Origin of the sequence: Ramlibacter sp., assembly GCF_035548915.1 — a bacterium.
GTDB lineage: Bacteria > Pseudomonadota > Gammaproteobacteria > Burkholderiales > Burkholderiaceae_C > Ramlibacter.
Map to the genome: position 1 here is coordinate 67,031 of NZ_DASZSE010000014.1, position 21,306 is coordinate 88,336.

A 21,306-nucleotide genomic window follows, 5' to 3' on the forward strand; every position below is an offset into this window, starting at 1 on the left:
CAAACCGCCAGATGCCAGGGCGGATGGGATCGGCATCACGGTGCTCCCATTGTGCCGCGCGCAAGACGCGTCCGGGATGGATGAAGTCCGCGCCCGCGCACGGCCGAGCGCCAGAAACGCCGCTTGGCCAATTCGAGCAGCACGAGGTACGCGGCGGTCATGGGCACGAGCGCCGCATAGAACCGCGCGGGGAGCACGACCAGGCCGAAGAGCGGGCCAAGCGGCGTGAACGGCAGCAGCACGCCCGCTGCGATGATCGCCCCCGCCGTGGCCCGGACGGCCGGATGCGGACGGCTCCCCAGCGCAGCGCCGCGCGTGCGGATGACGAAGATCGCAAGCACCTGCGTCGCAAGCGACTCGATGAACCAGCCCGACTGGAATTGCGCCGCGCCGGCGCCGAGCACGGCGATCAGTACGACGAACGTGAGCATGTCGAAGAGCGAACTCACGGGCCCGATCACGAGCATGAAGCGCATGAGCTGCGGCACGTCCCAGTGCTTCGGGCGATCCAGCTCGTGCGCGTCCACGCGGTCGAGCGGCAGCGCCACCGAGACGAAGTCGTACAGGAGGTTGTTCAGCAGGATCTGCAGCGCCGTCATCGGCAGGAACGGCAGAAAAAGCGCCGCCGCAGCCATGCTGATCATGTTGCCGAAGTTGGAGCTGGTGCCAAGCAGGATGTACTTGCGCGTGTTGGAGAACGTTCGCCTGCCCTCCGTGACGGCCGCGCTCAGGACGCCGAGGCTGTGGCGCAGCAGGATGAGGTCGGCCGACGCGCGCGCCGTGTCCGCGCCCGTGTCCACCGAGATGCCGACGTCGGCGCGATGCAGCGCGGGCGCGTCGTTGATGCCGTCGCCGAGGAAGCCGACCACGTGGCCGCGCGCGCGCAGCGCCTGGATCACGCGCTCCTTTTGCATCGGGTCGAGCCGGCAAAAGAGGTTCGCCTTGCGCGCGCGCTGCGCGAGCGCCCGCTCGTCGAGGTGCGCGATGTCGCTTCCCAGCAGAACGCCCTTCACGGGCATGCCGAGCTCACCGCACAGGTGGCGCGTCACGCGTTCGCTGTCGCCGGTGAGCACCTTCACTTCGACGCCCTTCGCATGGAGGGCGCGCAATGCGGCGCGCGCGTCGGCCTTGGGCGGATCGAGGAACGCCGCGAAGCCCGCGAAGACGAGCTCGCTCTCGTCCTTCAGGCCGGCGCTTTCCTGCGTCGCGGGGACTTCCTTGCACGCCACGCCGAGCACGCGAAAGCCGCTGTCTTCGAGCGACCGCAGCGTGGCCGCCGCGCGCTCGCGCGCCTCGCCGGTCCACGCGAGCGGCCCGCCGGCGGCGAGGTAGCGGTCGCAATGCGCGAGCACGTCCGCCGGAGCGCCCTTCACGCTCAGGCGCCGCTCGCCCGCGCGATCCAGCAGCACGGAAAGCCGCCGCCGCTCGAAGTCGAACGGCACTTCGTCGATCTTGCGCCAGGGCGCCGGATCGACTTCGCCGTGGGCAAGCACCGCATCCTCCAGCGGCGTGCGGATGCCGCTTTCGAAATGGCTGTTGAGGAACGCGTTTTCCAGCACCGCCGCGCTCTCGGTGCCGTCGATGTCGCAGTGGCGAGCGAGCTGGATGCGCGCTTCGGTGAGCGTGCCGGTCTTGTCCGTGCACAGCACGTCCATGGAGCCGAGGTTGTGGATCGAGGCCAGCCGCTTCACGATCACTTCCTGTTGCGCGAGCCGAAGCGCGCCGCGCGAGAGGCTCACGGTGAGCACCATCGGCAGCAGTTCGGGCGTCATGCCCACCGCGAGCGCGACCGCGAACAGGAATGTCTCGAGCCAGGGGCGGTGCGACATGCCGCCTGCGAGCAGCACGAAGAGCACGAGGAGAAACGCGATGCGCAGGATCATCGCGCCGAAGCGGCGCATGTCGGCCTCCAGCGCGAGTTCGCCCCGGTCCGCCGCCACGACGCCGGACACCGTGCCGAGCTGCGTCGCCTCGCCCGTGCGGCACACGAGCATCGTGCCGGTGCCCGACAGCACGCTGCTGCCCATGAAGAGCACGCATGGCGCGTCCTCGATGGCGGCGCCGGCGGCGCGCCGCACCTCTTTTTCCACGGGGAACGACTCGCCCGTGAGGGCCGATTGCTGCACGAAGAGATCGTGGCCTTCCAGCAGCACGCCGTCGGCCGGAACCTGCGAGCCGGCGCGCAGCACGACCACGTCGCCGGGGACGAGCTCGGCGACTTCGAGCGACGCTTCGGCGCCCGAGCGCAGCACGCGCGCGCGGATCGCCACCTGCGCGCTCAGTTTCGCGGCCGCCGAGTCGGCGCGGTGCTGCTGAATCTGGTCGAGCAGGAGGCTCGCGGCCACCGTCCAGCCGATCATCCACGCGCTCGTGCCTTCGCCCGTGACAAGCGATGCGATGCCCGCCGCCACGAGCACGAGCAGGAGCGGATTGCGCAGCCGCCGCGACATCGCGAGCCACCAGCCGCGGCGACGTGCCGTGCCCACGCGATTGGCGCCGAAGCGCGCGAGCCGCCGTGCGGCTTCGCCCGGTGCGAGTCCGGCCGGCGAGCTGCCGAGCGCCGCGAGCAGTGCGTCCGGCTCGTGCTGCCACCAGTCGGGCGGCAGCGCAGCGGGCGCGGGAATGGCAGGCGGTCGGAACATCGCGAGACTTTCAGCGGCTCATCTTGGCTTTGGCTTCGTGCGGCGCGCTTGACGGTGGTCAAGCACGCGGTGCGCGGCGGCGCCACCATCGAACTTCCCAAGCAATCGAAACGACCGAGAGGTGAAACATGGCGGGCTACAGACGCATCCTCGTGCCGGTGGACGGCAGCGAGACTTCCAACAAGGCGCTCGTCGCGGCGCTCAATCTGGCGCGCGACATGGGCAGCACCGTGCGCCTCTTGCACTCCATCGACGAGCTCGCGATGGTGAGCGGGCTCGAGGACTCGGGCTACGTCATGCAGGTGGCGCGCGACTACGGCGCGAAGACGCTCGAAGACGGCCTCGCGGTGGCGCGCGCGGCCGGCGTGGATGCCGACACGCATCTCATCGAGCTGCCCGGCCAGCGAGTGGGCGAGGCCGTGGCGGCCGAGGCCAAGGCCTGGGAAGCCGACCTGATCGTGGTCGGCACGCATGGCCGCAAGGGCATCGGCCGCGTGCTGCTTGGAAGCGGCGCGGAGCAGGTGATCCGCAACGCGCCGGTGCCGGTGCTGGTGATCCGGGGCGGGCCGGGCGTGGATTGAGTTGAGGGTCAGGGGTCATCCCCGCGAAAGCGGGGATTCAGTGGCTTATGCACTCGATGCGGTGACTCCATGCCGCTGTCGGGCGGAGGAAGCCGCTGGATCCCCGCTTTCGCGGGGATGACGGGGGGAGGCGCGGGGATGACGGGGGGCGCGCCGTTGACGGCGGGGCGCGCCGATGACGGCCGGGCGCGCCGATGACGGTGGGGCGCGCCGACGACAGTAGGCAAGAAACCCGCGGTGCCGACGATCAATGCGCCATCAGCACCGGCACGGTCTGCGCGCGCATCACCGTGCGGCTCACGCCACCCAGCACCAGCTCGCGCGCGCGCGAGTGCCCATAGCAGCCCATCACCAGCATGTCCGCGCCGAGGTCGAAGAGGCGCGACAGCACCATCTCGCCCAGCGCCTCCGGCGCGACGGGCTCGTGATGGAACTGCGCTTCCACCGCATGCTGGCGCAGCCACCCCGCCAGGCCGAGGCGGTGTCCGCGAATCTCGGGCGGCACTTCCTCGCCGAAGCTCAGCACGTGCACTCGCTGCGCCCGCTGCAGAAGCGGCAGCGCCGCCGTGACGGCGCGCGCGGACTCCCGCGTCGGCTTCCAGGCGATCACCACCGTTTCGCCGATCTTGCGCGTCCAGCCCGTGTAGGGCACGACCAGCGCGGGCTTGCCGCTCGCGATGATCACGGACTCGTTGAAGTCCCCCGGCAGCTCGGGCTGCGCGCCAGGGTCATGCTGGCCGAGCACCAGCATGTCGGCAGTGAGCGCCTGCTCGATGAAGCTTTCGATGACCGGCAGCTCGACGGCCTCGGCCCAGTCCGCGACCGGCCCCGGCGTCTGCATCGCCTGGTCGAAATCGGCGCGCACCTTGTCGCGCCGCTCGCGGTCGATCTGCACCAGATCGCTCGCGACCGAAGGCGCCATCGCGCCGCCGTACGGAATGTCGAGATAGCTCGGCGTCACCGCATAGAGGGCGCAGACCGCCGAGCCTTGGTGCCGGGCGATCTCACGCGCGACTTCGAGCCGCGCACGCCCGCCAGGACTCGAATCGAGGTGAACCAGGATCTGCTGAAGTGAAGTGCTCATGTCGATTTCTCCTTTGAGCGGCCGCGCCGCTCGATGCGTCAGTGAACGAGGACGGAGCCGACGGATTCGCCGGCGGGTTGCAAGGGGCCGAGCGGGTTGTTCTGGCGCTCGACACGATCGGTGTGGGCCTGGCCCGCATAGTTGCGAAACAGAACGGTCCCTTCGGACGCCACGACGAGCGCCTCGAACCACCAGCCCTCCACGCTCGTCACACGCCTCACGTTGAAGAAGTCGGCCCAGAAGCCGCCTTCGCGCTTGCGGCTTTCGCGAGCGAAGCGAAAGACCCACGCCTTGCACATCGACTTGGCGAGGATGCATTGGCGAATACCGGGGTCGAGGTCCGCGAGCGGCACGCCCGAATACGGCGCGAGGCGCGAGACGATTTCCGGATACGGGATCAGCGTCACGTTCCTGCCCTGCTCGGGGTCGAAGCCGAACTCGCGCAGGTCGGCCGTGCGCGTGCGGAAGGCAACGATCTTCTCCGCGGAAGCCTGCGCTTCGGCGAAGGTGGCAAAGGGCGACGGCGTGTCGGTGCTGCCGCGCGGCAGCATGGAAGCGCACGACGCGAGGAACACGCAGGCCGCAACGATCGGGGTGTATCGCAATCTCATGGCTTCACTTTTGCAGCAGTGCCGCCCCGCGGGGTTGACCCACGTCAACGAGCCGCGTGCACGGCCTGCGGGTTGAGGGACGACCGATCGAGCCGGCTCAGCGCCCGAGCCGCCGCACCGGGATGTAGAGCGGCACGCCGGAGCGCACGACGAGCAGCGCGACGGAACGCGCATTCAGCGTGCTCGCGAGGGCCTCGTCGAAATCCTCCGCGTTCGCGACCTCCCGGCCGTTCACGGCCGTGATGCGGTCGCCCGGCTCCAGCCCCGCGAGCACGCTCGAGCCCGACGCGGACGCCACGAACACGCCCGGGCCGTGACCGCGCGCGAGCTGCGGCGCAAGCAGCATGAGGCCGAGGCGATGCTCCTCGGGGGCGTCGCTCGCACCGGCTGCCGGCGGCGTGTCGGCCGCCTCGGCCTCGGCCACGATGACGACGTCGCGGCGAGACCGGTCCCGCCAGATGCCGAGCGAAAGAAGCTGCCCCGGCTTCGCGCGGTCGACCGCCGTCTCGAATTCCTGCTGGTCACCGATGCGCCGCCCGTCGAGCGACGTCACGACGTCGCCCGGGCGCAAGCCCGCGGCACGTGCCATGCCCTTGTCCAGAACCTTCGCGACGAGCGCGCCACGCGCGGCGGGCAGGCCGAACGCCTCGGCCAGCGCGGGCGTGACGGGCTGCGTGCGCACACCGATCGTCCCGCGCCGGACGTAGCCCGCGCTCTTCAGTTCGGCCGCGGCCTGCAGCACGGTTTCCATCGGGATGGCGAACGACACGCCCATGTAGACACCGGTATCCGAATAGACCATGGTGTTCATCCCCACGACTTCGCCCGCGGCGTTGAAGAGGGGCCCGCCGGAGCTGCCGGGGTTGAGCGCGACGTCGGTCTGAATGAGCGGCACGGTCACGCTGCCGGGCAGCACGCGCGGCCAGGCGCTCACGACACCCGCGCTCACGCTGTATTCGAAGCCGAAGGGCGCGCCGAGCGCCGCGACCCAGTCGCCCGCGCAGACGCGCTCGCGCGCGACCGCGACGGGAGAAAGTCCGTCCGCGGGCACGGCGAGAAGCGCCACGTCGCTGCGGCGGTCGAATCCCAGCACGCGGGCCGCGAAGCGCCTTCCATCGGCAAGAACGATCCACACGCCTTGCGCGGCGGCGACCGCATGCGCGCTTGCGATCACCTCGCCCGCGCGCAGCACGAAGCCGGAGGAAAACGAGCGTTCCTGTCCATCGGGAAGGGCTGCGGGCGATCCACCGGCCATGGGATGGAAGAACGCGGGCCCTTCGTCGTCGGCGGTATCGGCATGCGGCCGGATCACGAGCACGCTCACCACCGCGGGCGCGACGCGCGAGGCCGCCTGCGCGAACGATGCCGCCGGTGCCACCACGTTGCGCCCGTCGCACGTGCGGCCCGCGGCCGCGGCCGCACCGAACGCCAGCGCGAATGCGAGCACACAAAGCCCGAGCGTGCGAAAAGTCAATCCGCCTTTCATCGATCGGATTCTGCGAAACGGCCTGCGCGGGTAGTTGACGCGCATCAATTCCATCCTTTGTGCGAAGCCTAAAGTGAATTCGTCATGGACGCACGAATGCGCCTGCACATCCACTTCGAAAGGAAAGGAAAGGAACCGACATGAGCAACCTCCGACTGTTCGATCCGCTGATCGGCGACAACTTCGAGAACGCTTTGCGGCGCTTCTTCGCGCCGGCCTCGCTCGAACTCGACACGCCCCCTCTGAAGATGCGCGTCGACGTGACCGAGAACGACAAGGCCTACAGCGTGAAGGCCGACATCCCGGGCGTGAAGAAGGAAGACATCAACGTGCGCATCGACGGCAACCTCGTGCAGATCGATGCCGAAGTGAAGAGCGAAAAAGAGACCAAGGGCAACGGCGACAAGGTGCTTCGCAGCGAGCGCTACTACGGCACCGTCTCCCGGGCCTTCAGCCTCGCACAGGACGTGGACGAGTCGAACGTCCAGGCGAAGTACGCCGACGGCGTGCTCACGCTCGAACTGCCCAAGAAGGCGGGCTCGGCCGCCCGGAAGATCGCCATCCAGTAGGCGATGCATCCAACGAATGCCCCAATGATTGCCCCAACGATTGCCCAAACGATAGGAGACCGACATGGCTGATGCAGTCAAGACCGAAGGCGACGCGCTGCTGCGCGTGACGAATGCGAGCGACGTGGGAGCCTCCATGCAGCGCCGCTCATTCCTGAAGGGCGCGGCCGCCGCGGGTGCTGCCGTGTCGATCGCCGGCAGGGCGCTGGCCCAGGGCGAGATCGGCTACTGGTCCAAGGACCTGCCGAACGACAAGCTCGTGGACATGTACCGCACGATCGTGCGCATCCGCTGGCACGAAAGGACCATGGCCGACAAGATGGCGAGCGATCCCAACTACCGCGGCTACAACCACTTCTACGCCGGCCAGGAGGCGATCGCCTCGGGCGTGTGCGCGGCGCTGAACAACAGCGGCGGCGTGATGCAGGCCGACCTCGTGTACAGCACGCACCGGCCCACGGGCCATGCGATCGCCAAGGGCGTCGACATGAAGAAGATGGCGGCCGAGAACGAGTTCAAGGCCACGGGCCTGAACGGCGGCTACGGCGGCGAGATGCACCTGTCCGACCCCGAGGTGGGCTTCATCGGCGCGGACGGCATGATCGGCCCCGGCCCCGTGATCGCCACCGGCTCGGCACTCGCGATCAAGGCGCGCGGCAGCAAGCAGGTGGTCGTGAACTTCGGCGGCGACGGCACCTACGCGACGCCGCACTTCCACGGCACGCTCAACAACGCCGCGCTCCTGAAGCTGCCCTTCATCTACGTGCTGGAGAACAACCTCTATCACCAGTACGCGCACTATTCGTATTCGTGCCCGATGAAGGACATCGCCGAAGCGGCCGCGCCCTACGGCATCCCCGGCGTGGTGGTCGACGGCCAGGACGTGTTCCAGGTCTACAACGCCGCGAAGACCGCGGTCGAGCGTGCGCGGCGCGGCGAAGGCCCGACGCTCATCGAAGCCAAGACCTACCGCTACTACAACCACTGGGGCGCACCCGGCGTGAAGCCCGGTGAGCTCGGCGCCTTCGGCTACGACCCGCTCGCCATCACCTCGTTCCGCCCCGAGCGCGAAGTGCGCGCCTGGATGCAGCGCGACCCGGTGAACATCGCCCGCGACACGCTCATCAACTGGGGTGTGTTCGACCGCGCCCGCGCCGACCAGATCGAGGCTGCCGCGAAGCAGGAAGCGATCGAGGCGTTCCAGTGGGCCGCCGCGCAGCCCAACTGCAAGGAAGACGGCGCGCTTTCGAGGGTCTTCGCCTCCGGCGAACCCGTCCCCGCGCGGCAATTCGGCTGAGACGCACGAGATCAACGAGACCCAAGGAGATATCGACATGGCACGCAAGACATGGATGTACTCGGTGCTGGAAGCGGTCCAGCACGAAATGCGGCAGGACAAGAACATGCTGTGGCTCTTCGAGCTCACGCCCCCCGTCGCATCGAACCCGGGCAAGCCGGTGATCAACCTCGAGACGGAGTTCACGCGCAACCGCGTGCTGAATACCGGCATCGACGAGAACTGGATGGCCTCGGCCGTCCTCGGCGCGGGGCTCGCGGGCTCCAAGGCCGCCACCTACATCCCCTACCAGGGCAACTGCATGTGCTTCCAGGTGATCCAGAACCATGCGGGCAAGCTTCGGCTCATGACGGGCGGCAAGGCCTCGATGCCGATCGTGTACATCCTCGAGATGACCGGGCAGACGCCGGGCTTCGCGGGGCAGCACTCGGACTACGAGATCGACACCTACTACTCGCACATCCCCGGCGTGAAGACGGTCGTGCCGTCGACGCCGTACGACGCGAAGGGCATGATGGTGTCCGCGCTGCGCGATCCCGACCCGGTCGTGTACCTGTACCCGGCGGGCTTGCGCGAACTGATGGAGGAAGTGCCGGACGACCAGTATTCGGTTCCGATCGGCAAGGCCGCCGTGCGCTCGCAGGGCAACGACATCACGATCGTCGGCTCCGGCGCGAGCATGCCCGACGTGCTGGAAGCCACCGAGAAGCTGAAGGCCGCGGGCATGAGCGTCGAGGCCATCGACCTGCGCACGATCAAGCCGATGGACACCGAGACGCTCGTGAATTCGGTTCGCAAGACGAAGCGCCTGCTCACCGTGGACCAGAGCTACTACACGCTCTGCCCCGGCGCCGAGGTGATCGCCCGCGTGGCCGAGAACGTCGACGGCGCGAAGTTCAAGCGCGTGGCCTTCCCCGACGCCGCCCCGCCCGCATCGCCCGAGATGTTCCTCTGGATGCGGCCGAACGCGGACCACGTGGTGGCCGCGGCGAAAAAACTCGTCGGGTAAAGCCAGGGAGCGCACGATGCAACTTTCCGTCGCGAAATGCACGAACTGCGGGGCGCACGACGTCCACCCGACGAACGCCCGCTCGGCCTTCTGGCACGACGACCGCCTCGTGGTCGTGGAGGACATCCCGGCCCTGCAGTGCGCGGCGTGCGGCGAGCAGTACTACGACGACGCGACCATCGTGGCGCTCGACCTGCTGCGCGGCACCGGGTTCGACCCCGAAGCCGCGCGGCGCGTGATGGCGGTGACCGTGTTCTCGCTCGAAGACGCCCTCGCGACGGCGCCGGAGCGATGAAGGCCGGGCCGCCGCGCGCGCTGCGTCTCGCACTCGCGGGCGTGGCGGTGATGCTGCTCGTCGCCGCCGGCGGCGAGACGTCCGACTTCATGCCGAAGGGCGGCCGAGCGCTCCTCGTCGACGTCGTGGCGCCGACGGCTGCCGACCTCGCGGCGATCCGGCAGGAGAAGCGGACCGAGGCACAGTGGCTCGAGTTCGCGAAGGCGCAGAAGAAGCCGCTCACCGAAAAGGAACAGGCCACGCTCGCGGCCTACCTGGCCGTGAACATGCCCACGGCGAACGGCGCCGCGGCGCTGCCGCCCGACGGACGCGACCTCGCGTGGGAAGGCTGCCAGTCGTGCCATTCGCTCTTCGCGGGCTATCTCACGCAAACCGGTTCGGCCACGCGGTGGCGCAACATGTTCCTCGCTCCCTTCCACCGCAACATCAGGATGTCGGCGCAGGAGCGCGAGGAGTTCGCGCGCTACTCCGAGATCAACATGCCGATGAAGGTCGAGGACATCCCGGCCGAACTCCGGTTCTAGACCCTCCAACGAAGGATTCTTCCCATGACCATCCGCCGCATCCTGATTGCCACGGCCTGCGCGGGAGCGGCCGCGCTGGCGCTCGGCGCCGCGTGGGCCGAAGAGAAGGACGTGTTCGATTTCATTCCGCAGGGCGGGCGAACCCTTCTCGCGCGCGTGCTCGGCACGCATCCACCCGCGCAGGAAGTGAACGCCATGCTCGCCGAAAAGCATTCGCGCGACGAATGGCGGCAGTACCTGCGCGGCCACAAGGCGCAGATGGCCGCGCTCGGCAAGCTCGGCGACAAGGAACTCGAGACGCTCGCCGACTACATGGCCTTCAACATGCCGCTGCCGGCGGGCAAGGTGAACCCGGCTGCGAACCAGGCCGCGCTCGAAAAGGCGCTGCCGATCGACGGGCGCGACATGGCGCTCGAGAAGTGCCAGGGCTGCCACATCATCACCGTGGTCATCACGCAGAACCGCACGCGCGAAGCGTGGCTGGGCACGATGAACAAGCCGAGCCACGTGATGATCAAGCTTTCGAAGGAGCAGCGCGAGCAGCTCGCGAGCTTCCTCGTGCTGAACGCGGGCATCCCGATCGACGACGTGCCGCCGGAGCTGCGCGCGGGAGGCGCGAGCTACTGAGTCTTCCGACTCCCTCTCCCGCTTGCGGGAGAGGGCTGGGGTGAGGGTGGCGGCGCGCCCCCTCACCCCAGCAAAAGACACGGCCATGCTCTTCAACTCGCTCGACTTCTTCCTCTTTCTCGCGCCCGCGCTCGCGCTCTTCGCGTTCGCGCCGCAACGCGTGCGCTGGCTCTGGCTGCTCGTGGCGAGCGGGATCTTCTACGGCTGGCAGCAGCCTTCGCATCTGCTGTGGCTCGCCGCCGTGACGGCGGTCACGTGGGCATGCGGGGCGGTGCTGGCACGCATGGAAGCCGACGGCGCGCGCCGCGCGTGGCTGGCCGCGGGTCTCGTGCTCGCGATCGGCTCGCTCGTCGTCGCCAAGTTCTACGATTTCACCGCGAGCGAGCTGGCGCTGCCCCGGCTCGGCCTGGCTGCGCCCGCGGGCTTTTCCTTCTACGTGTTCTCGGCCGCGAGCTACCTGGTCGATGCGTATCGGCGCCGCACGCCCACCGGCGCGCACGCCGGCGAAGTCGCGCTCTACCTCGCGTGGTTTCCCAAGATCCTCGCCGGCCCCATCGAGCGCGCGCCGGGCTTCCTCGCGCGCGTGCGCGAAGCGGTGCGGCCCACGCCCGAGCAGATCGTGCTCGGCTCGCAGCTGATCGGCTGGGGCCTCGTGAAGAAGGTCGCCATCGCGGACAACCTCGCGCCGCTCGTGGACCGCACGTTCGGCATGGTGGCCTATGCGTCGCCGGTGGACCTGCTCGCAAGCGTCTACTTCTTCGCGTTCCAGATCTACTGCGATTTCTCCGGCTACACCGACATGGCCATCGGCGTGTCGCTGCTGTTCGGGCTGCCGCTCGCGGAGAACTTCCGCCGGCCCTACTTTTCGCGCAGCACGGCGGAATTCTGGGCGCAGCGCTGGCACATCTCGCTCGGCCGGTGGTTTCGCGACTACCTCTACATCCCGCTCGGCGGCAGCCGCGCCGGCCGCGTGAGGCAGTACCTGAACATCATGCTCGTGTTCGTCGCAAGCGGCCTGTGGCACGCCGGGCTCGGCTACGGCGTCGGCTGGACCTTCCTCGTGTGGGGCGCGCTCAACGGCGGCTACCAGTGGGCGGGTCTCGCGACGAAACCGCTGTGGGACCGGGCGGCCCGCGCTTTTCCCCGCATCGCGGCGAGCCGCGCATGGGTCGTGCTGCGGATCGTGTTCACCTTCCACCTGATCCTGCTCGCGTGGGTGTTCTTCCGCGCGAAGTCGCTGCACGACGCATGGGTCGTGCTGGAACGCATCGGCTCGCGCGTCGCCGAACTGCCGCATCTGCTCGCGCAGTATCCCTACGGCGCGGACCACAAGCTCGGGTTCGCGCTCATCGCGGCGCTGCTGGTGGTGGAAGCCGTTGACGAACGCAAGCCCGTGCTCGCGCGTCTCGCGGCCCGGCCCACCGCGTGGCGCTGGGCCGCCTGCTACGCGGCACTCGCGGTGCTGCTGGTTCTGGGCCGGTGGCAGGCGAGCGAATTCATCTACATGCAGTTCTGAAGCCGATGCAAGCGCAGATGCCCCCGCCTGCCATGACACCCATGCCGCTCGCCGCACGGCGCCTCGCGCGCGCGTCGGCCGCATTCGTGGGCATCGGGCTGCTGCTCTATCTGCTGCTCCTTGCGGGGGCGGAAGCGCTCGTCTATCGCAACGGCCACAGCAACCCTTTCTTCAAGATCGAGACGCTCGATCGGCCCTCGGCCGACTGGCTGATCCTCGGCACTTCGCATGCCATGCCGCTCGACTTCGGCGGCTTCGGTGCCACGATGCGGGAAGCGACCGGGCAGACCATCGTCAATCTCGCGGCGCAAGGCACCGGGCCTGTTTACAGCCGGCTCGTGCTGCGGCAGTACCTGCGCCGGCACAAGGCCGCGAACGTGCTCTACGTGGCCGATGCGTTCGCCTTCCAGTCGCGCGCGTGGAACGAAGACCGCTTCGGCGACGCCAAGCTGCTCGCGCGCACGCCGTTCGATGCCTCGCTCGCGGCGGCGCTCGCCGGCTACGTTCGCACCGAAGGCGTGAGCTGGCGCGCGTGGCTCGACTACGTGAGCGGGTTCTCGAAGATCAACAACCGCCAGCGCTTCGAGCTCGACGCGTGGGAGGGCGAGGCGCAGTTCGAGCGGCAATGGCGGGCCTCCTCGACTTCGGTGAAGAAGCGCATCGACTATCTCTACCCCGACGGCGCCGCCGCCGATACCCAGGCTACCCAGGCGCGCTACCTCGCCGAACTGGACCGCCTGCTGCGCGATGCGCGCGCGTCGGGCGCGCGCGTGACCGTCATCCAGATGCCCGTGCCGGCCGTGTTCCGCGCGCAGTTGCCGCGGCAGGCCGATTTCGAAGCGGCCCTCGCGCGCACGGCGTCGCTCGCCGGCGCGGAGTACCACGACTATTCCGCCTCGATCGACGAGCCGCGCTTTTACTTCGACAGCGACCATCTCGGCCGCACCGGTGTGCAGATGCTGTTCGACCGCGAGCTGAAGCCGCTCCTCCTCGCCGGAAGGCGCGGTCCCCAGCCATGACCGCCGAAGTCCGCTTCCTTCTGAATGGCCGGCCGGTGGTGGCCGACGCCACGGGCGAGCCGACGCTGCTGCAGATGCTGCGCGAGCAGCTTGGCGCGACCGGGCCGAAGTACGGCTGCGGCGAAGGCCTCTGCGGCGCGTGTACCGTCCTCGTGGACGGCCGCCCGGTGCGCTCCTGCGTCACGCCGCCCGCGCAGGTGGCCGGCCATCGGGTCACCACCGTCGAAGGCCTGGCGGACGGGGACCGGCTCGACGCTCTGCAGCGCGCATTCGCCGCGCGCGGCGCTTTCCAGTGCGGCTTCTGCACGCCGGGCATGCTGATGGCCGCGCACGCGCTGCTCGCCGCGAACCCGCGTCCCACGCGCGAGGCGATCGTGGCCGCGCTCGATCACCACCTCTGCCGCTGCGGCGCGCATCAGCGCATCGTCGCGGCCGTGGAAGCCGCCGGCCGCGACAAGGACAACGGATGACCGCCGCACCTCTGAATCGGCGCGAACTGCTGCGCATGCTCGGCGGCGGCATCGTCGTGATGGTCGCCTGGCCCGAGCCCACCGGGGCGCAGACACCGGCGTTTTCGTACCCCGAAGACGTCAACGCCTACCTCGTCGTGAAGACCGATGGCCGCGTCACGGTGCTTTCCGGCAAGATCGAGATGGGGCAAGGCGTGCTCACGTCGCTGGCGCAGATGGCGGCCGAGGAACTCGGCGTTGCGCTCGATGCGGTCGACATGGTGCTCGGCGACACGGCGCGCTGCCCGTGGGACATGGGCACGTTCGGCTCGCTCACCACGCGCATGTTCGGGCCCGCGCTGCGCGCGGCAGCGGCCAGGGCACGCATGGCGCTCATCGAGCTCGCATCCAGGCGCCTCGGCGTGGATGCCGCGCGGCTCGACGTGAAGGACGCTCGCGTATTCGTGCGCGGCCAGCCCGAGCGCGGCGCGACCTACGCGCAGCTCGCGGGCGGCGCGCGCATCGCCGCCGTCGTGGGCCGCAAGGAGATCCTGCGTGCCGCGTCGCAATTCGGCGTCATGGGCACGTCCCCGCAGCGGCTCGACGCGCGGGAAAAACTCACGGGCGCGGCGAAGTACACGGGCGACCTGCGCCTGCCCGGCATGCTGCATGCACGCATCGTGCGGCCCCCCGCACATGGCGCGCGGCTCGTGCGCGTCGACGCCGGCGCGGTGTTCGCCACGCCGGGCGCGCGCTGGGTGAACGAAGGCGAAGGCGAAGGCGAAGGCGAAGGCGGCCTCATGGCCGTGCTGCACGAATGGTCGCACGAAGCGGATGCCGCCTTCGCCCGCGTGCAGGCGCAGTGGGATGTTCCGCCCGCGCGCGTCGACAGCGAATCGATCTTCGAGCATCTTGCCGCGACGAAATCCGCGCCGCGGGTTCTTGTCGACCAGGGCAAATTCGGACCCGGCGACGCGGGCACGCGCCGTTTCGACGCCGAATATCGCAAGGGCTACGTCGCGCATGCGCCGCTCGAAACGCACGCGGCGCTCGCCGATGTGCGGGACGGGCGAGCGACCGTCTGGGCTTCGACCCAGACGCCTTTTCCCACGCGCGACCGCATTGCACGCGCGCTCGGTCTCGAGGCGTCGGCGGTGCGCGTGATCGTGCCTTATGTGGGCGGCGGCTTCGGCGGCAAGAGCGCGGATGCGCAAGCCGTGGAAGCGGCGCGCCTCTCGCGCGCTTGCGGCCGGCCGGTGAGGGTCGAGCGCACGCGCGGCGAGGAATTCTTCCTCGACACGTTCGACCCAGCCGCCGTCGTTCGCATCGCAAGCAGCCTCGACACGCAAGGCCGCATCGCGTCCTGGAGGAGCCGCGTCTTCGGCTGCGGCGATCGGGGCGCGGCCGTCTTCTACGACATCCCGAACCTGCGCGTGGAAGTGATGAGCGGCGCGTCGTACGCAAGCGAGCAACTCGCCGAAGGCGCGCACCCGCTCGCGGTCGGCCCGTGGCGGGCGCCAGGCGCCAACATGAACGTCTACGCGATCGAATCGCACATGGACACGATGGCCGCCGCCGCGGGCGTGGACCCCGTCGAATTCCGGCTGCGCCATCTGCGGGACGAGCGCATGCGGCGCGTGCTGCGCGCGGCAGCGGATGCATTCGGCTGGAAGCCCTCGCCCGCGCCGAGCGGCCGCGGCTTCGGCGTGGCATGCAGCGTCGACGCGGGCACGTGCGTCGCGACGATCGCGCACGTCGCGGTCGACGCGAAGTCCGGCGCAGTCCGCGCGCTGCGGCTCGTCTGCGCGCAGGACATGGGCATCGTCGTGAATCCCGAAGGCGCGAAGATGCAGATCGAAGGCGGCCTCGCGATGGGTCTCGGCTACACGTTGAGCGAGGAGGTCCGCTTCCAGGGCGGCGACGTGCTCGACCGCAACTTCGACACGTATCGGATCCCGCGCTTTTCGGACATGCCGCGGATCGAGGCGATCCTGGTGCGCAACGACGATCTCGCACCGCAGGGCGGCGGCGAGCCCTCGATCACGACCGCGGGTGCTTCGCTCGCGAACGCGGTGTTCGACGCGGCCGGTGCGCGCGTGCTGCGGTTGCCGATGACGCCCGAACGCGTGCGGCGTGCCGTCAGCGCTTGATCGGCGATGCCGCGCGCATCCACCTGCTGCAATGCATCGGGAAGCATCGCGCCAGCCTGCGCGCCGCTCGAGAGGAGAGCGAGCGCGAAGGCCAGCGCGCGGATCGGCCGAAGCGAAGCGCCCCGCCCGTCAGCGCCGTCCATCCGGCCCCGCACCGCGCGGCGCGGGCCTTCCGGACGGGGGATGCGGCGCGACAGGTCCGCGCGGCGGCGGATGCACGCCCGCCCCCGGCGGCGGATGCACGCCCGCCCCCGGCGGTGGATGCACGCCCGCCCCCGGCGGGCGGGGGGGATGCGGTACGCGCACCGGCGGGTGCCCGCGCAGCGGCGGCACGTGCGGCGGGCGATACCAGCGCCTGCGCACCGGCCACCACCAGCGGTCCAGGTAGTGGTCGTGCCAGTAGTCCTCCAGCACGAATCCCGCGATGCCGATGCCCACCACGGCGGCGATGCTCGGCAGCAGCACCTCGCGGTTGTCGTAGGCGTACACGAGGTTGCCCGCGTATACCCACCCGCGGTCCGGGCCGCTTTCGACGTCGCACCACGTGTAGCTCGGCACGCAGCCGTACACGTTCACGGCGGTGCGCGGGCCGAGGATGGCGACGACGGGAAAATCCCGCCCCGGTCCCGCGCGCAGGTGCACGCTCTTGCTGGTGGAGGCGAACTGCTGCGCGTGCGCCGCGCCCGAGAGCGCGAGCACACAGGCGGCGATGAAACCCGTGAGACGCATCTTCATGTCAGCTCGCGACGGCGTGCTGGATTCGTTCCTCCAGCTCCGCCGCACCGACGTCGATCAGGTCCACGGGCCGGGAGGCGCCGAGCCGATGCCCCGTGTTCTTGCCGAGCTCCTGCTTCAGTTCGCCGAAGAACGGATTGGGCGCGAAGATCGAGAGCGCATCGAAGCTGCCGCGCACGGCCTCGTGTTCCAGGTACTGCGCGAGTTCGTGGGCGAACCGCAGGTGTTCCTTGCGATGCGCATCGGTCTTGGGCTCGAAGGCCGAGCCCCCGAAGCCACTGCCGCTCATTTCGCGGCCGGCCTTGTCGTCGCCGAGCTCGCTCGTCTTCCTGCGGCTCGCGAGGTGTTCGAAAGAAGCGATCTGCTTCAGCAGGCCGCCATCCACGCGCGCCGCGAGGCGGGCCCGCGTGGCATCGGCGATCAGGAACCATTCGGTCTTGTGTTGCATGAGTCAACTCCTAAGTTTGCCGCGGCGCTTGGTCATGCTGAATGCGAACGCGAGCGTGCGCGATGCGGCGCAGGCCATGAAGCACGAACGCGTTGGGGGCCGTCGTCGATCTCGCGCGCGCACAGGTCCACCACTTTCATCGCTGGCTCCTTGCTGTTCTCTTCAATGGGCGCCCGCGGCCGGTCCCGGCACAGCGGGTCGCGAGATGGCCGCGGACTGCGTCGTCCGCGCGGCGGTCGAAGGCGGCAGCAGGTCGTCACCGAACGCGAGCAGGCGCGCGGTGGCGGAGCCGTCCTCCAGCGCTCGCTGGGTGAACGCCACGGTCGCGATGGGCGCATGGCCGAGGATGCGGCTCGCCTCGCCGACGGCGTTCGACGCGCCGCCCGAGCCCATCGTCGTCACCATCGCGAAGCGCGAAAGCGATTCGCGATGGGCCGCGATGAAGCTGCGCATCGGCCCCGCGAGCCGCCAGGCCCAGATCGGGGCCATGAGCACGACGGTTCGGAAGTCGCCCGGCGACGGGCCGTCGTAGTCGATCCGCGGATGGCGCCGCAAGAGCGAATCGAAGACGCAGCGCCACCAGTCGCGCCCGGGACGCCGGTCGCGGATTTCGGCGAGCGGCCAGCCGTGATGCGATGCGATGAGCTGCGCCGCGCGGCGAGTCACGCCGGAGTACGAATAGCAGACGACGAGGATGCTGTCCATGGCGTTTTCTCCTTCGAAGAGGGTGCAAAGCGGCCCATCGTGCGCGCAAGCAGCGCGCGGACTTCCTCGATGGGGCGGGTGTTGAGGATGTCGGCGGGCTCCAGCCAGCCGCGGCGTGCCTGGCCGATGCCCAGGCGCAGGAAGTCGAAGTCGTGCGGGCCGTGCGCGTCGCTTGCGATGCTCACGAGCACGCCCTCCTGCTTCGCGATGCGGCAGGCTCGGTCGTCGATGTCCAGGCGAAGCGGCTGCGCATCGAGCTCGATGAAAGAGCCGCGCGCCTTCGCGTGGTGGATCACGGCTTCGATGTCCAGATCGATCGGATCGCGCTTTCCGATGAGCCGCCCGGTGGCATGCCCGAGGATGCTGAAGTACGGATGATCCATCGCACGCTGCAGGCGCGCCGTCTGCTTCGCGCGCGAGAGCGCGAAGCCCTGGTGGACGGACCCCACCACCAGATCGAGGCGCCTCAGGATCGCGTCGGGCATATCGAGCGAGCCGTCCTCCAGGATGTCGACTTCGACGCCCTTCAGCAGCGTGACGCCGTCGAGCGTTTCGCCGAGCGCGTCGATCTCGTCGATCTGCCGCGCGAGGCGCTCCGCGTCGAGGCCGCTCGCCATGCCGGGCCGCTTCGACCGGTCGGCGATCGCGACATAGGCAAGGCCGTGGCGGCGCGCGGCGAGCGCCATCTCGCGCAGCGTCTGCGTGCCGTCGCTTCCTCGCGTGCGCACGTGCAGGTCGCCTCGCAGGTCGGCTAGGCGCACGAGGCTCGGCAGGCGCCCGCTGCGCGCCGCCTCGATTTCGCCCCGGTCCTCGCGCAGCTCCGGCTCGATGTATGCGAGGCCGAGCGCCGCGTACACGGATTCTTCCGTCGCGCCCGCGATGCGGCGCTTGCCGCGATCAAGGCCATATTCGTTCAGCTTCAGCCCCGCATCCAGCGCGAGCCGGCGCAGCGCGATGTTGTGCGCCTTGGAGCCCGTGAAGTAGAGCGACGCGCTGCCGAAGCTCGCGGGCCGCACGACGCGCAGGTCCACCTGCAGGCCCCCTGCGAGCAGGACGCTCGACCGCGTGGACCCTCTCGCGAGCACTTCGGTCACCTGAGGCGAGAGGGCGAAGTGTTCCATCACGCCGGTACCGGGCGGCGCCTCCACGAGCAGGTCGAGATCGCCCACGGTTTCGCGCATGCGCCGCACGCTGCCCGCGGCGAGCACGCGCCGCACGCCCGGGACGCGCCCCAACTCGTCGGCCAGCGCCTGCGCCACGGGCAAGACAGTGGCGAGCGGATGGCGACGATCGCGCTTCAGGCTCGCCTTCACGGCTTGCAGCAGCCGGCGCTCCAGCGCGATACTGAAGCCGCGCAGCTTGCGCACGCGCCCATCTTCGGCGGCCATGCGCAATTGCTCGAGCGACTTCACGCCCAGCTCGCGATAGAGCAGTTGCGCGCGACGCGGGCCGACCGCGGGCAGGCGCAGCAACTCGCGCACGCCGGGATCGATTTCGCGCCGCAACTGCGCGAGGAGCTCGCAGGTGCCGGTGGCCGCGATCTCGGCGATCTTGCCGGCCAAGTCCGCTCCGATGCCCGGCAGCGCCTCCAGCGGCTCGCCCGTAGCGAGCATGTCGCCGACCTCGCGGCCGAGTCCGCCGAGAACCCGTGCGGCGTTTCGATAGGTACGTGCGCGAAACGCATGACCGCCCCGCACTTCCAGCAGGTCCGCGATCTCGTCGAAGCCCGCGGCGGCATCCGCGTTGGAGAAGGCCACGATCGATCCCGGTCCGGTTCCCTAGTACATACCGGCCGCGCCCGGCATCTCGGGGCGTTCGGGCTGCTTCTTCGGCGCCTCGGCGATGAGGCAGTCGATGGTGAGGATGAGCCCCGCGATGGAGCCCGCGTTCTGCAGCGCGAGGCGAGTCACCTTCGCCGGATCGATCACGCCCATTTCGAGCAGGTCGCCGTATTCGCGCCGCGCGGCGTTGTAGCCGAAGCTCGGCTGCGCGGCGTTGTCGACGCGGTCGACTACGATCGAAGGCTCCTGCGCCGCATTCAGCACGATGCGCCGCAGCGGCTCCTCGAGTGCGCGCATCACGATCTTCAGGCCCGAATCCTCGTCCAGCGTCGGCAACGCGAGGCCCGTGAGCACCTTGCGCGCCCGCAGCAGCGCCACGCCGCCGCCGGGAACGATGCCCTCGTCGATGGCCGCGCGCGTCGCGTGCAGCGCGTCTTCGACGCGCAGCTTCTTTTCCTTCATCTCGGTCTCGGTCGCCGCGCCGACCTTGATCACCGCGACGCCGCCCGAGAGCTTCGCGATGCGCTCGTCCAGCTTCTCGCGGTCGTAGTCGCTCGTGAGCTTCTCGCGCTCGCGCTTGAGCGCGGCGATCCGGTCGCGGATCGCGGAAGGATCGCCCGCGCCGCCGACGATCGTCGTGTTCTCCTTGTCGACCACGACGCGACGCGCGCGGCCCAGGTGCTCGGGCTTGGCCTTCTCGAGCGTATGCCCCAGCTCGGGCGAGATCACTTCGCCGCCGGTCACGAGCGCGATGTCCTGCAGCATCGCCTTCCTGCGGTCGCCAAAGCCCGGTGCCTTCACGGCGCAGCACTTGATCACGCCGCGCATGCTGTTCACGACGAGCGTCGCGAGCGCATCGGCTTCCACTTCCTCGGCGATGACGACCAGCGGCGTGCCGGCCTTGGCGACGGCTTCGAGCAGCGGCACGAGTTCCTGCAGCCCCGAGAGCTTCTGGTCGTACACGAGCACGGCCGTGTCCTCCAGCACGCAGGACTGGCGTTCCGCGTCGTTGATGAAGTACCCGGAGAGATAGCCGCGGTCGAACTGCAGCCCCTCCACCACCTCCAGCTCGCTCGCCATGCCGGAGCCGTCCTCGATCGACACCGCGCCGTCGCGCCCGACCTTGTCGAGCGCCTGCGCGACGAGGTCGCCGATCGAGCGGTCGTTGTTCGCCGAGATCGCTGCCACGTGGGCGATCTCCTGCGACGTCACGCACGGCTGCGCCATCTTCCTGAGCTCCGCGACGACGGCGTCGATCGCCTGCTCGATGCCGTGCTTCAGCTCCATCGGGTTCATGCCGGCGGCAAGGTACTTGAGCCCTTCCTGCACGAGGCCGTGCGCGAGCACCGTGGCGGTGGTGGTGCCGTCGCCCGCCATCTCGCTCGTGCGCGCCGCGACTTCGCGCAGCAGCTGCGCACCCATGTTCTCGAAGCGGTCCTCGAGCTCGATGGCCTTGGCGACGACCACGCCCGAATTGACGATCTGCGGCGCGCCGTACTCGCGGTCGAGCACCACCGTGCGGCCGCGCGGGCCGAGCGTGACCTTCACCGCTTCGGCCAGCGTGTCCACGCCGCGGCGGATGCGGTCGCGGGCGTCGTCGTGGAACAGGAGTTTCTTGGCGGACATTCTTCGCACCTTTCGCATGCCCTTCGCATGCCTTTCGCCAGTCATTCTTCTTCAGGCCGCGCACGCGAGGCATGACGCAAGTCAACTCGCCGCAACTGCCCGGGCGTACATTGCCTTCGAAAGGAAGGCCGCATCCGTGGCCCCCTCGCAAA

At 69.5% G+C, this 21,306-nt stretch carries 20 protein-coding genes; 11 read left to right on the plus strand and 9 right to left on the minus strand.

All coding sequences use genetic code 11. The features are described from left to right. Window positions 1–35: 35 nt before the first annotated feature. Entirely contained in the window at window positions 36–2,642 is a 2,607-nt protein-coding gene (mgtA, locus tag VHA82_RS03405) for a magnesium-translocating P-type ATPase (protein ID WP_325540285.1), read from the minus strand. Between the two features lie 128 nt (window positions 2,643–2,770). Between mgtA and VHA82_RS03410 the strand changes: the two genes are divergently transcribed. Further along, complete coding sequence (locus VHA82_RS03410) at window positions 2,771–3,223, plus strand: universal stress protein (protein ID WP_325540287.1); 453 nt, start codon at window positions 2,771–2,773, stop codon at window positions 3,221–3,223. A gap of 247 nt (window positions 3,224–3,470) precedes the next feature. Here the strand turns inward: VHA82_RS03410 and VHA82_RS03415 are convergent, their stop codons facing one another. The 3 genes from VHA82_RS03415 to VHA82_RS03425 form a co-directional block, all read right to left on the minus strand. Beyond that, window positions 3,471–4,307, minus strand: coding sequence for a universal stress protein (locus VHA82_RS03415; protein WP_325540288.1), 837 nt, complete (start codon window positions 4,305–4,307; stop codon window positions 3,471–3,473). Window positions 4,308–4,345: 38 nt separating this feature from the next. Further along, window positions 4,346–4,918, minus strand: a complete 573-nt coding sequence (locus VHA82_RS03420) for a hypothetical protein (RefSeq protein ID WP_325540289.1) — start codon at window positions 4,916–4,918, stop codon at window positions 4,346–4,348. Between the two features lie 97 nt (window positions 4,919–5,015). Then, window positions 5,016–6,404 (minus strand): trypsin-like peptidase domain-containing protein, encoded by a 1,389-nt coding sequence (locus VHA82_RS03425; protein ID WP_325540291.1) that lies wholly within the window; start codon window positions 6,402–6,404, stop codon window positions 5,016–5,018. Window positions 6,405–6,544: 140 nt separating this feature from the next. On the opposite strand from VHA82_RS03425, the gene VHA82_RS03430 reads away from it, so the two are divergent. The 10 genes from VHA82_RS03430 (at window position 6,545) to VHA82_RS03475 (ending at window position 15,859) form a co-directional block, all read left to right on the plus strand. After that, entirely contained in the window at window positions 6,545–6,973 is a 429-nt protein-coding gene (locus VHA82_RS03430; protein WP_325540292.1) for an Hsp20/alpha crystallin family protein, read from the plus strand. A 64-nt stretch (window positions 6,974–7,037) separates the two neighbouring features. Then, the gene (locus tag VHA82_RS03435) at window positions 7,038–8,270 is read left to right on the plus strand and encodes a thiamine pyrophosphate-dependent dehydrogenase E1 component subunit alpha (RefSeq protein WP_325540293.1); all 1,233 of its coding nucleotides are present in this window, start codon (window positions 7,038–7,040) and stop codon (window positions 8,268–8,270) included. 37 nt (window positions 8,271–8,307) lie between these two features. Then, window positions 8,308–9,279, plus strand: coding sequence for an alpha-ketoacid dehydrogenase subunit beta (locus VHA82_RS03440; protein ID WP_325540295.1), 972 nt, complete (start codon window positions 8,308–8,310; stop codon window positions 9,277–9,279). Window positions 9,280–9,295: 16 nt separating this feature from the next. After that, on the plus strand, window positions 9,296–9,574 hold the full coding sequence (locus VHA82_RS03445) for a type II toxin-antitoxin system MqsA family antitoxin (protein ID WP_325540297.1): 279 nt from the start codon (window positions 9,296–9,298) through the stop codon (window positions 9,572–9,574). After that, complete coding sequence (locus VHA82_RS03450) at window positions 9,571–10,098, plus strand: hypothetical protein (protein WP_325540298.1); 528 nt, start codon at window positions 9,571–9,573, stop codon at window positions 10,096–10,098. Before VHA82_RS03445 ends, VHA82_RS03450 begins: the two co-directional genes overlap by 4 nt. A 24-nt stretch (window positions 10,099–10,122) precedes the next feature. Further along, on the plus strand, window positions 10,123–10,725 hold the full coding sequence (locus tag VHA82_RS03455) for a hypothetical protein (RefSeq protein ID WP_325540300.1): 603 nt from the start codon (window positions 10,123–10,125) through the stop codon (window positions 10,723–10,725). Between the two features lie 85 nt (window positions 10,726–10,810). After that, on the plus strand, window positions 10,811–12,241 hold the full coding sequence (locus VHA82_RS03460) for an MBOAT family O-acyltransferase (protein WP_325540302.1): 1,431 nt from the start codon (window positions 10,811–10,813) through the stop codon (window positions 12,239–12,241). 41 nt (window positions 12,242–12,282) lie between these two features. After that, complete coding sequence (locus VHA82_RS03465) at window positions 12,283–13,260, plus strand: hypothetical protein (protein WP_325540303.1); 978 nt, start codon at window positions 12,283–12,285, stop codon at window positions 13,258–13,260. Beyond that, window positions 13,257–13,730 (plus strand): (2Fe-2S)-binding protein, encoded by a 474-nt coding sequence (locus VHA82_RS03470; protein WP_325540304.1) that lies wholly within the window; start codon window positions 13,257–13,259, stop codon window positions 13,728–13,730. The genes VHA82_RS03465 and VHA82_RS03470 overlap by 4 nt, the downstream gene beginning before the upstream one ends. After that, the gene (locus VHA82_RS03475) at window positions 13,727–15,859 is read left to right on the plus strand and encodes a xanthine dehydrogenase family protein molybdopterin-binding subunit (RefSeq protein ID WP_325540306.1); all 2,133 of its coding nucleotides are present in this window, start codon (window positions 13,727–13,729) and stop codon (window positions 15,857–15,859) included. Before VHA82_RS03470 ends, VHA82_RS03475 begins: the two co-directional genes overlap by 4 nt. A gap of 129 nt (window positions 15,860–15,988) precedes the next feature. Here VHA82_RS03475 and VHA82_RS03480 read toward each other — a convergent pair whose 3' ends face one another. The 5 genes from VHA82_RS03480 to groL all read right to left on the minus strand — a co-directional run bounded on the left by VHA82_RS03480 (window position 15,989) and on the right by groL (window position 21,154). Beyond that, window positions 15,989–16,594, minus strand: coding sequence for an SH3 domain-containing protein (locus tag VHA82_RS03480; RefSeq protein WP_325540308.1), 606 nt, complete (start codon window positions 16,592–16,594; stop codon window positions 15,989–15,991). 1 nt (window position 16,595) lies between these two features. Further along, a complete protein-coding gene (locus tag VHA82_RS03485) occupies window positions 16,596–17,042 on the minus strand; it encodes a host attachment protein (protein ID WP_325540310.1) in 447 nt (148 codons plus the stop codon). 162 nt (window positions 17,043–17,204) lie between these two features. Next, window positions 17,205–17,747 (minus strand): flavodoxin, encoded by a 543-nt coding sequence (locus VHA82_RS03490; RefSeq protein ID WP_325540312.1) that lies wholly within the window; start codon window positions 17,745–17,747, stop codon window positions 17,205–17,207. Beyond that, entirely contained in the window at window positions 17,705–19,504 is a 1,800-nt protein-coding gene (polX, locus tag VHA82_RS03495; RefSeq protein ID WP_325540314.1) for a DNA polymerase/3'-5' exonuclease PolX, read from the minus strand. Before polX ends, VHA82_RS03490 begins: the two co-directional genes overlap by 43 nt. Before the next feature lie 21 nt (window positions 19,505–19,525). Further along, the gene (gene groL / locus VHA82_RS03500; RefSeq protein ID WP_325540316.1) at window positions 19,526–21,154 is read right to left on the minus strand and encodes a chaperonin GroEL; all 1,629 of its coding nucleotides are present in this window, start codon (window positions 21,152–21,154) and stop codon (window positions 19,526–19,528) included. Between the last annotated feature and the right edge of the window lie 152 nt (window positions 21,155–21,306).

Coding starts and splice junctions, on each gene's coding strand:
- mgtA (WP_325540285.1), bottom strand. CDS start 2,642: ATGTTCCGACCGCCTGCCATTCCCGCGCCCGCTGCGCTGCCGCCCGAC.
- VHA82_RS03410 (WP_325540287.1), top strand. CDS start 2,771: ATGGCGGGCTACAGACGCATCCTCGTGCCGGTGGACGGCAGCGAGACT.
- VHA82_RS03415 (WP_325540288.1), bottom strand. CDS start 4,307: ATGAGCACTTCACTTCAGCAGATCCTGGTTCACCTCGATTCGAGTCCT.
- VHA82_RS03420 (WP_325540289.1), bottom strand. CDS start 4,918: ATGAGATTGCGATACACCCCGATCGTTGCGGCCTGCGTGTTCCTCGCG.
- VHA82_RS03425 (WP_325540291.1), bottom strand. CDS start 6,404: ATGAAAGGCGGATTGACTTTTCGCACGCTCGGGCTTTGTGTGCTCGCA.
- VHA82_RS03430 (WP_325540292.1), top strand. CDS start 6,545: ATGAGCAACCTCCGACTGTTCGATCCGCTGATCGGCGACAACTTCGAG.
- VHA82_RS03435 (WP_325540293.1), top strand. CDS start 7,038: ATGGCTGATGCAGTCAAGACCGAAGGCGACGCGCTGCTGCGCGTGACG.
- VHA82_RS03440 (WP_325540295.1), top strand. CDS start 8,308: ATGGCACGCAAGACATGGATGTACTCGGTGCTGGAAGCGGTCCAGCAC.
- VHA82_RS03445 (WP_325540297.1), top strand. CDS start 9,296: ATGCAACTTTCCGTCGCGAAATGCACGAACTGCGGGGCGCACGACGTC.
- VHA82_RS03450 (WP_325540298.1), top strand. CDS start 9,571: ATGAAGGCCGGGCCGCCGCGCGCGCTGCGTCTCGCACTCGCGGGCGTG.
- VHA82_RS03455 (WP_325540300.1), top strand. CDS start 10,123: ATGACCATCCGCCGCATCCTGATTGCCACGGCCTGCGCGGGAGCGGCC.
- VHA82_RS03460 (WP_325540302.1), top strand. CDS start 10,811: ATGCTCTTCAACTCGCTCGACTTCTTCCTCTTTCTCGCGCCCGCGCTC.
- VHA82_RS03465 (WP_325540303.1), top strand. CDS start 12,283: ATGCCGCTCGCCGCACGGCGCCTCGCGCGCGCGTCGGCCGCATTCGTG.
- VHA82_RS03470 (WP_325540304.1), top strand. CDS start 13,257: ATGACCGCCGAAGTCCGCTTCCTTCTGAATGGCCGGCCGGTGGTGGCC.
- VHA82_RS03475 (WP_325540306.1), top strand. CDS start 13,727: ATGACCGCCGCACCTCTGAATCGGCGCGAACTGCTGCGCATGCTCGGC.
- VHA82_RS03480 (WP_325540308.1), bottom strand. CDS start 16,594: ATGAAGATGCGTCTCACGGGTTTCATCGCCGCCTGTGTGCTCGCGCTC.
- VHA82_RS03485 (WP_325540310.1), bottom strand. CDS start 17,042: ATGCAACACAAGACCGAATGGTTCCTGATCGCCGATGCCACGCGGGCC.
- VHA82_RS03490 (WP_325540312.1), bottom strand. CDS start 17,747: ATGGACAGCATCCTCGTCGTCTGCTATTCGTACTCCGGCGTGACTCGC.
- groL (WP_325540316.1), bottom strand. CDS start 21,154: ATGTCCGCCAAGAAACTCCTGTTCCACGACGACGCCCGCGACCGCATC.